Source organism: Ectothiorhodospira shaposhnikovii, from assembly GCF_022227765.1.
In the GTDB taxonomy this organism is placed as follows: Bacteria; Pseudomonadota; Gammaproteobacteria; order Ectothiorhodospirales; family Ectothiorhodospiraceae; genus Ectothiorhodospira.
Map to the genome: position 1 here is coordinate 1 of NZ_JAJMLZ010000024.1, position 1,631 is coordinate 1,631.

A 1,631-nucleotide genomic window follows, 5' to 3' on the forward strand; every position below is an offset into this window, starting at 1 on the left:
TTGTCGTGACGGCAAGTAGCCGTGACATTCTGGAAGACAAGGTCAAGCCGTGGATTGAGGCGTTTCTGGCGGAACGGGGTCTCACCCTGTCACCGACCAAGACCGAGATCCGCCACATCACCGAGGGTTTCGATTTTGTTGGCTGGAACGTGTGCAAGCGGCAGGGGAAACTGCTGATTGTTCCGGGGAAAGGGAACGTAAAGGCGTTTTACCAAAAGGTCAGGGATCTCCTGAGGCGGATGCGTACGGCTCCTCAGGCCGAGGTGATCCACGCACTGAATCCCGTTCTGCGGGGTTGGGCGTACTATCATCGAAGCCAGATGGCGTCGCGCACGTTTGCCAAGATGGATCACAAGATCTTCACGGCCTTATGGCGCTGGGCGCTACGTCGGCACCCGAACAAGGGGAAAAGATGGGTCAGGAGGCGGTATTTCCAGACCCTCGGTCCCCGGCAGTGGGTGTTCACAGATGGAACTCAGACTTTGATCAGGCTGTCCGATGTCAAAATCAGGCGGCACAACAAGATCAAGTCCGACGCCAACCCACATGACCCGGCATGGGGCGAGTACTTTGACTCTCGTACGCGGGAGCGGATGCTGCAAACCCTGGCGGGTCAGAGGAAGGTAGCCTGGCTTTGGAAACGACAGGCGGGGATTTGTCCGATATGCCGTCAACAAGTGACTTCAGAAACGGGGTGGCATCTTCACCACCGGATCTGGAGGACGCACGGCGGTAGTGATGAAGCGTCAAACCTCGTCATGTTGCACCCAGATTGCCACCGGCAGTACCACGCGGTGGCAGGGTCGCCGGTTCCGTCAGTGACTGACGGGACTTAGCGGCTGCTTGAGCCCGGTGCAGGGAAACTTGCACGCCGGGTTCTTAGGGGGGGGGATTGGGCCGCGAGGCCCGATCCCCTACCCGACTGATGACGTGGGTTCGATTCCCATCACCCGCTCCAGTTCCATAGCTCTTCTCGTCCCCTTTTCGTTGATCCCCTCGCGTTGCTTCAGTCGGGCATTTCGTCGTGACCATTGCGCCCCATTTTCTGTGCTAGACTTTGTCTAAACGCAATTTTGGTGGTTCAAGCCCATGAAACAGGAACAACGCAATACCGGTCTGGATCGTGAAGCCGTGGTCAGGAAACTGCGTGAGCACGGCATCACGCCCACTCAGCAGCGGGTGGATATCGCCACGGTCCTGTTCGAAAGGCCTCAGCACGTCTGTGCCGACCAGGTCCTGGCCCAGGTCAACGCCGTGGAATCGCTGGTGTCCAAGGCCACTGTCTACAACACCCTGGGCCTGTTCGCGAAGAAGGGGCTGGTCCGGGAGGTTCTGGTGGACCCCACCCGACTGTTTTATGACTCCAATATGATTCCTCACCATCACATGTATCACTCGGACTCCGGCATGCTGGAAGACGTGGCGCCGGGGCAGGTCCAGCTGGGTGCGTTGCCAGAGGCGCCGGAGGGCATGGTGATCGAGGGCGTGGACGTGGTCATCCGGGTGCGCCGGATTTGAAGTCAGCCCAACAGCCCCTCTCCCCTCGTGGGAGAGGGGCTGGGGAGAGTGGGGAAGGGAGTGTCCGGACTTGCGTGCTGTCGGGTTGTTTTTTTAAGTGCTTGAAAAGATGT

At 58.9% G+C, this 1,631-nt stretch carries 2 protein-coding genes; both read left to right on the forward strand.

The features are described from left to right. On the forward strand, nt 1–836 hold an 836-nt coding region (locus LQD11_RS15390; RefSeq protein WP_238618342.1), incomplete at its 5' end, for a group II intron reverse transcriptase. Between the two features lie 253 nt (nt 837–1,089). Beyond that, complete coding sequence (locus tag LQD11_RS15395; RefSeq protein ID WP_008933074.1) at nt 1,090–1,518, forward strand: Fur family transcriptional regulator; 429 nt, start codon at nt 1,090–1,092, stop codon at nt 1,516–1,518. Nucleotides 1,519–1,631 lie beyond the last annotated feature (113 nt).

Coding starts and splice junctions, on each gene's coding strand:
- LQD11_RS15395 (WP_008933074.1), top strand. CDS start 1,090: ATGAAACAGGAACAACGCAATACCGGTCTGGATCGTGAAGCCGTGGTC.